The 7458-nt window shown below is 56.5% G+C and carries 6 protein-coding genes and 2 pseudogenes; 1 reads left to right on the top strand and 7 read right to left on the bottom strand.

Annotation, left to right across the window (positions count from 1 at the left end; genetic code table 11):
* Window positions 1-576: 576 nt before the first annotated feature.
* The 7 genes and pseudogenes from GUI70_RS21885 to GUI70_RS21855 form a co-directional block, all read right to left on the bottom strand.
* Window positions 577-672: pseudogene (locus GUI70_RS21885) on the bottom strand (IS630-like element ISDds8 family transposase); the annotation flags it as partial.
* 60 nt (window positions 673-732) lie between these two features.
* A pseudogene (locus tag GUI70_RS21880) lies at window positions 733-825 on the bottom strand (IS6 family transposase); the annotation flags it as partial.
* A 126-nt stretch (window positions 826-951) separates the two neighbouring features.
* Window positions 952-1845 carry a PulJ/GspJ family protein gene (locus GUI70_RS21875; protein WP_237725110.1) on the bottom strand — a complete coding sequence of 298 codons (894 nt, stop codon included), beginning with the start codon at window positions 1843-1845 and terminating at the stop codon, window positions 952-954.
* Window positions 1846-1856: 11 nt separating this feature from the next.
* On the bottom strand, window positions 1857-2300 hold the full coding sequence (locus tag GUI70_RS21870; protein WP_161884400.1) for a type IV pilus modification PilV family protein: 444 nt from the start codon (window positions 2298-2300) through the stop codon (window positions 1857-1859).
* On the bottom strand, window positions 2290-2742 hold the full coding sequence (locus GUI70_RS21865) for a pilus assembly FimT family protein (RefSeq protein ID WP_161884399.1): 453 nt from the start codon (window positions 2740-2742) through the stop codon (window positions 2290-2292). The genes GUI70_RS21870 and GUI70_RS21865 overlap by 11 nt, the downstream gene beginning before the upstream one ends.
* Window positions 2742-5006 (bottom strand): bactofilin family protein, encoded by a 2265-nt coding sequence (locus GUI70_RS21860; protein WP_161884398.1) that lies wholly within the window; start codon window positions 5004-5006, stop codon window positions 2742-2744. Before GUI70_RS21860 ends, GUI70_RS21865 begins: the two co-directional genes overlap by 1 nt.
* Before the next feature lie 423 nt (window positions 5007-5429).
* Window positions 5430-6440, bottom strand: coding sequence for a potassium channel beta subunit family protein (locus tag GUI70_RS21855; protein WP_161884397.1), 1011 nt, complete (start codon window positions 6438-6440; stop codon window positions 5430-5432).
* A 581-nt stretch (window positions 6441-7021) separates the two neighbouring features.
* Here GUI70_RS21855 and GUI70_RS21850 point away from each other — a divergent pair.
* A partial coding sequence (locus tag GUI70_RS21850; RefSeq protein WP_237725109.1) for an IS3 family transposase occupies window positions 7022-7458 on the top strand: 437 nt, incomplete at its 3' end.

Raw genomic sequence — 7458 nt, 5'->3', positions numbered from 1 at the left:
TGCGCGTCAATGTCGCAAGAATGTCAGTGTAAAGCTGTCCAGCACGAGTTTCCTTTGCGTTCACACCCTCATTCTGAGGTGCAAAGCCGTGCTGGACAGTTTTTTCATAAACCGCAACATCTCAGTTTGCTCACTTTGAAGTCACGACTCATTCAGGCGTGGCAGCGTGTTCGGTACATTCAACTCCCGACCCGATTGCTCTCCGGCAGCCAAGCGTGACCGATTTAAGCAGGTATCAATAGCCATCGTCAGGATCATCAAGCGACCATGAAACCCTATTTATATATTCGTCTTGGTCTGGACGCTTCTTCCGGAGGAGTGCAACCCTACAACCAAACACCTACGGCAGTCTGGGAAGATGTTGTCAACAAGGGTTGGTTGAAAGCCACCCGCTGCACGATGGACTCATTCAGGTTCTCCACTGAGAAATGCTCGGGCTGGTGTCTTCTCCTGACTTCGCAGATCGGCACCGTGCCACCGGTCATCTTTGCAGGTGCGCTGATGTGGCACACCAAAGCACTAGAGAAGCTAGCTGACATCCAGTTGAGGTGGACCCCAACTGGATGTCAGCTAATTTTTGACGGTATCGACATGCACAGAGAACTGTTTCGCCGCTTCGTCCGGCGAAGCACCCTCCAGCACCAGGGCGACAATCCGAGTCCGAAGCTCCACGCTCTATCCACGGACCCCAGCCGTATTCATGCAGCTATTATGTCAAATGCTCTAGGAACCACGCTGGCTCAGCGAGAAGTGGTGATCAAGCCGGAGAGCGTACTGGATGATGCTCAAGGGAAACCGATGGCGGGAAGGCTTGCGGTCAGTCACGGCCCCTCAGCCTATCGCGCTCCACTTGCCAGAACCAGTTAAGGCAACACAACCATGGCGACAGGGTTTTGGATCGGTCACAGGAAGTCAGCCTACCTCAGCCCGGTTAAGGCGATACAACCTCTATTATTGCTGCGCGCCCAGACCGACGTTACGCGGAGCCAGCCAGAAGCGCAGGCCGCTGGAGATATTGGTGGCTCCCTTGCGAAGGGCGCTGGTCTGCAAGGTCAGGCTGAGCTGCGTGGCGCTGACCTTGCGAACGGCGTTGGCATTGTTCACATTGAGTGCGGCAATGGTCGGATCACTGCACAGCACGAACTCCCCGGCAGTACTGCCTATCCCGCCGGTGCTGGGGTCGGTGCATTTCCAGTTGGCCGAGTCCTCGAAAGTCATGCCGGTGGCCGTCAGTGCATCCGCCAGCAGGGTTGCGCGGCCCGTGAAGCCACTGGTGGGCCAGGGTGTTCCAGTATTGGTGTCCGGGTTAACATAGGCCCAGTAATACATCAGCACCTGAGCCGTTGCGGTAGTGGAGCTGTCGCTGCCGGGATTGGCCAGCGTCGGAGCCGCTGCCACATACTCAGCGCGGCTCTTGGCATAGAAGGCTACTACTTTGTAACAACCGCCCTGACTGTCACCCGGCGTAGCGGCGTTGTAGAGCGTACCTACGACACACTTGACGGCCCGGTTCACAGGCGGCAGCAACCCCGCCACGAAAGGATCGCTTCGCACTGTCCAGACCGTACTCGCGCCGTTATGTTGGGTGGCATAAGCGTTGGCAGCGGTCAGGGTTAATTTGATGTTCGGTGGGTAGATGTACACCGCAGAATTCATGGTGTCGGCCACGAAGTTTCCAGCCGTACGTGTATCAGAGAGCAGCTGATTCTGGGTGCGGACCACGCTCACGCTGTTGAGACTGGTGTTGAAAAAGCTGTACAGAACGCTCAGGAGAATGCCGGCAATAAACATTGAGATCAGCATTTCAATCAAGGTGAAACCCGTAAGAGAATCCGCTTTCAACATGACGGCCCTCCTCATTGCGGCGGATTAATGATCTGGGTCGCGAAGGTTAATGTCTGCCCATTAGGTGTGCTGACTGAAAGCAAGACTTTCTTGTAGTTGCTGGGGCTGTAGACAGGTACTGGCGGCGTGGTGGCCGAATAGGTGTAATTCAGGATCACCGCGCCGCTGGCGTTCTGTACCTGTGTGGTGTAGCTGTAGTTATCGGGTGGTTTGACTTCCAATGCCGAGGCTGTGGGATTAGGCAGGCTGGTCGTCAGGTACTGATTCGGCACACTCCACTTGGTTCGCAACACGTCAAGGTAGCTGCGCGAAAACGTCTGGGCCACGGTGGCGTTCTTGGCCTTGCTGGTGTCGAGGAGCGAGCTTGAGAAATAACTAGCGATAATGATTAATATGCCAGTGAGCGCGACGGCCACCAGCGTTTCGATCAAGGTGAAACCGTGATCAGTCTTCATGGACGACTACCTTTCCGGCCAGGCCGATCACGTAGACCGAAATCGAACGGTTGGCCAGGGTCAATGAGGTCCGCTGCCCATCTGTATTCAGAAATTGAGTCGCAAAACCGTAGGGCTTGCTGAAGGTGACATCAAGTGCAGTGCTGAATTTCATATTCTCCGGCAGGGTATAGGTCTGGGTGGAGGACGTGCCAGCAATGGGCCGGGTGATGGTATAAGTGGACTGATTGACATTGGCCTTGACCTGCACGTCCTGACTCAGCCGCCGTGCGATGGAGCGCGAGTTGTTCAGGTCGGCGGAGAACTGCTGGACACCCTGACGCAGTACTTCCTTCTGGCGCAGGTCACCGTAGATGTTGAAGCTAATGGTCACCAGAATGCCGACGATGGCGATTACCACCAGTAATTCAAGCAGAGTAAATCCGGCGTGTGGATGCCGCATCAGCGCTCCAAGCTCCAATCGGCGCGGTAAAGGCCCGCACGCTGGGTATTGCGCAGCTTCACGAAGCTCGACAGACGGTCATCGTGATACACGCTGAAGGAAGGGGTGACATTTTTGTTCCCGTTACCCCACGGCCCTGACGAGAGGATGCCAGTGTCCGCACTCATCAGGCTGCCGCGGATCTCGAGACTGCCGTTGGTCTTCGAGCAGCCGCCATTGTCACTGACATTTCGCAGGCAGGCATTGCTCACACCGGGTTTGGCGAGGGCGAAGGTGGCATTGGAGCTGTAGAGCAGGCCATCGAAGCGGAACGCACCTTTGGATCGCGACGTGGTTTCGGTGGAATCGAGGTACATCTTCTTGAGCTGTGAGCGACCTACCCAGTTGGTTTTGGGCGCGACTGTGTAGACGGCAGCGGCAGCGAGAAATTGCTGAAGTTGAGCTGCCGTTGAGGTAATTTTTTGACCAGTAATATTTTCGGTAAATGTGCCCTTCGGACATTGGTTGACATCCGTTGCACAATCAGCGTCAATACGCCGGTAAGAGCTACTGGCATAGTTGTCCGTCCCCTCATCGGTCGGGTCATTCCAAAACACCAGGTCAGGACTGTTGTTAGCAAATTTGTAAAGTCTGGGAACGTAGGATTGTCCATTCTTCCGGGCAAGCATGAATTTTTTCATTTCTAGGCGATTGAACAGTGTAGCTTCGCGCCAAGCCATCCCCGGTACGGTACTGGTTTGTCCACCTTTGGTGACGGATTGTCCTACGTTACTTCCCGTCTTAATCGTGGCAGATTGACTGTTTTCGGTTTCGAGGAAATTCGGATCGCTCCAGTCTCCGTAACGGGGCGTCTCGAAGTCACCCAGCGAGATGTTGCCGACGGCAGAGAGGGCGAACTTGGGAACGTCCGAATCGGGGTCCGAGACAGTGGCCCAGTCGGTGCCATTGCATTCATGGTTGTCGTTGCCACAGGCGTATTTCACATCGCCGACCACATAGACATTTCCCCGAGCAATGATCTTACCGTTCCCCTTGATCTTGCCGCGAATGATCACGTCGCCGTTGACGTACACCGTGCCGTTGACGTTGATGGGGGTCTGAGTGCCGTCCAACACGAGATTGCCGGTGTAGCCGGTGCCAGCCGTCTGGCCTGCCTGAACCGCGCCGAAGTTGTTGGTCCCCAACGTTCCGGTCGGCGAGATCTGCTTCATGGTGGCAGTGATGGCCCCCGGTGGGTTGTCCGGGTCTTCCTGCGAGGTGCTGGTACTGACCGCGTTGTTCCACTCGGTATCGTCAATGTTGCGGTTGCCATCGGTATCAGCTACAGGCAGTGGGAAACTGTCGGGCAGCTCTCCATCGGGCCATTTGCCGTTAAAGGGCTGCTGACCGATCTTGTCCTGGGTCGGGTAATTGGTGTAGAAGTTTTGATTGCTCGTCTGCGCGCACTGCGTGGCATTGGAACAGTCGAAAACCGAGAAATTTTTCGCGCTACCTGCTGTTGTCATAGGTGTAGTGATATTGCCGTCTCCCGTGGCCTGGGTGGTCTTGAAGCCGCTGCTACTGGCGACATTGTTGCCATTGCCATCCACCCAACCACCACGGGTATAAAACGTACCCGCTAGGACGCTGTCTTCTTCACTTGGACGGGTTTGCAGGCTCTCCAAAGTGGCGAATTTGGCGCGCCGGAAGGGCGTCTGAGATGAAACGGGGTTGCCGGTCGCCAGCGCTTGGGTAGACTGAACGCTGGCGTGGCACATCACGCAGTTGGCATTGTTGGTCAACACTGCGTAGGAGATGCCGTTGAAGAGGCCGCCGCCCACATAGATGTCCTGGGTGATCTTGCGGGAGGTGCCGCCTGTCTGTACTCCAGTGGATTCGACCAGGAAGTGCGTGGCCTGGTCTGTGGTGTCGGCCAGGCGGGTGATCTTATATTGATAGTTCCCGACGCCCGACAGATTGAAGGGGCCATAGCTTGCTGAGGTGTTAACGCCCCAGCCTTGGGTAACCAGGTTCTTCTTGTAATCCGACACCCGGTAGTAGGAAGTGGGCGTGCTGGCAGGCCAGATGTCATACCAAACTTTCGAGACGGCTTCGTCGAGGCCGCCTTCCGCCAGCGCCTGCACCTGACTGACTCGAACATTGTCATTGGCACTGCGAACATTGATATTGCTGATTACCAGAGCCGTGCCGACCATGACCGCAATGAGGATAAGCAGGCTCAAGGTCGCGTAGAGAATGAACCCATCGGTGTGGCCACGTTTCATCATAGAAGTCTAAGGGAGAAACTATACAAAGTATTCACACCCAGGTAGGGGGGGTCGGTACAGCCGTGCTCGTCCACCGCCCGCAACACCTAGTGGCGGACACCATACTACCGCCGTGCAAACCTTATCTAGAAGCCACCGGGAACCCCGCCAGGGTTCCCGGTGACGCAGGCCATCTGCGAAGAGCGAGCCGAAGTTGATAGACCATTCGCGCAGCGTCTCATGGCTGACAACACTGCCGCGCTGGTACAGCAATTCCTGGACGTCTCGGTCGCTGATGGGAAAGCGGTGATAGAGCTAGATCGCGTGCTGGACCAGCGTTATGGGAAATCAGTGGTGGTAGGGTTTGGCATCGGTCACAGTGGGTCAGCCTATCCTGAACCCGTTAAGGCAACACAATCTTGTTCACACCCGAGTTTGGTTTCACTCGCTCGAACCATATAAACGGGTTTCCTTGTTGCCCAGTGACGCATCAATGGCTACCATCACCTCGTCGGTAAGCTGAGGAAGCAGCTCAAGCGCAGAGAAGTTCTCCACCACTTGCGTGACTTTGGAGGCACCCGTAATCACTGTGCTCACATTCGGATTCTTGAGACACCAGGCCAGGGCGAGCTTCGGCAAAGTCGTGCCCAAATCGTCGGCAATCTTGGCCAAGCCTCGGATTTTGACTAGGTTGGTTTGGCCTTCTTCACTCTCGAGCCTGGCTTTCAACCATTCATAACCGGGTAGGTTGATGCGGGTGTCATTCGGAACCACATCGTTGTACTTACCGGTCAGAAGACCGCTTGCCAGCGGCGACCAGACCGTGGTGCCCAACCCGAGTGTGTCCGTGCGGTACAGGCGACTGTATTCGACTTCGACCCGGTAGCGGGTGAGCATGTTGTATTGCGGTTGCTCCATGGTCGGGGGAATCAGGTTGTACTGGCGGGCGACGGCGTAAGCTTCCATCAATTCCTGCGCCGACCACTCACTTGTTCCCCAGTACAAAACATCACCGCGCTGGATCAACTCGGTCATGGCCCGCACTGTTTCTTCGATGGGGGTGGTGCGGTCTGGGCGATGACAAAAGTATAAGTCCAGGTACTCGCATTGTAGGCGTTCGATGGCCTGGTAGCACGCCTCGTAAATGTGCTTGCGTGAAAGGCCCCGCTGAGTCGGAGCTGGGTTTTCAACCGATCCGCCGAAAACTTTGCTCGAAACGACGTAGCTATCGCGCCGCCAGCCGGCTTTGGTCAGAGCCTCGCCCATGATGGTTTCAGCTCGGCCTCGAGCGTACGCCTCGGCGTTGTCGAAGAAGTTACACCCGCGGTCATAGGCAGCGGACATCAGCTCTAGTGCACTGTTCGCATCCAACTGCGTGCCAAACGTTACCCAAGCACCAAAAGAAAGCGCACTGACCTGCAAACCAGATTGGCCCAATCGACGATATTCCATAGCGTTACCTCACTTTATACCCTAAGCCAAAACAGCACATCTGTTCTTGAGCTCAGGTTTAGACACTCCAAGCGTATCCTCTCGAAGTGAAGTAGGACCATCGGCTGGTTGTGTTGCCTTAAATCGGCTTCTTAGGATGAACCCTCCGGACAGGACCACAGGCCAAGACACTTCGCCCCAGTCAGCCGTTACGCTGACTGCACCGCGAAGGAGCCCAGATGCCAGGACGGAATCATAGCCGTGAGTTCAAGATTCAGGTGGTCGGCCGGAATCAACGCTGGCCTGCACAGCACCGCCCAACTCTGCCGGGAGCACTCACGAGCTCCCAGCCTGATTCACCGCTGGCGTAAAGAAATCGAAGACCGTGGTGAGGCCGCGTTTACCGATGGTGCCAAAACAGACCGCAGCGCTGAACTTCGCATCGCGGAGTTGGAACGCTACTGTGGCCAGCTGGCTTTGGAGAACACCATCTTGCGAAAATCGTTGGCGACGCACCCCTTGAAAAAAGGCACCAGATGATCACGGATGCGCGAATCGCGCATCCCACGGTGTCGGTGCGTCGCCTGTGTGCCCTGCACGACGTGAGCCGGTCCTGGTATGTCCACCAGCTGGGCCGGGATGTGCTGGACCGCGATCAGCCACTGGCCGAAGACATCGAGGCGGTGGTGTTGAAGTGGAGCGGGTACGGTGATCGCCGGGTGACCCATGAACTCGCCCGCAGAGGACGTCCAGCGAACCACAAGCGCGTCCTGCGAGTGATGCGGGAACGTCGGCTGCTGTGCCGACCCAAACGTCGATATCAGACCGCCACGGATTCCACCCACAGCGAGACCCGGTTTCCCAACCTGCTGCCGCATGTCATTCCGACCGGACCCGATCAAGTCTGGCAGGCTGACCTCACGGACGTCCGAGTCAAACAGGGTTTCGTCTACCTGGCGTGCGTACTGGACAGCTTCACTCGCGAGGTCGTCGGGTGGTCGATGTCCAGGTTCATGGACGCCGCATTGCCGCTGGCCGC

The sequence above is a fragment of the Deinococcus alpinitundrae genome, assembly GCF_009982895.1.
Taxonomy (GTDB): domain Bacteria; phylum Deinococcota; class Deinococci; order Deinococcales; family Deinococcaceae; genus Deinococcus; species Deinococcus alpinitundrae.
This window is presented reverse-complemented; position numbering and strand designations above follow the sequence as displayed.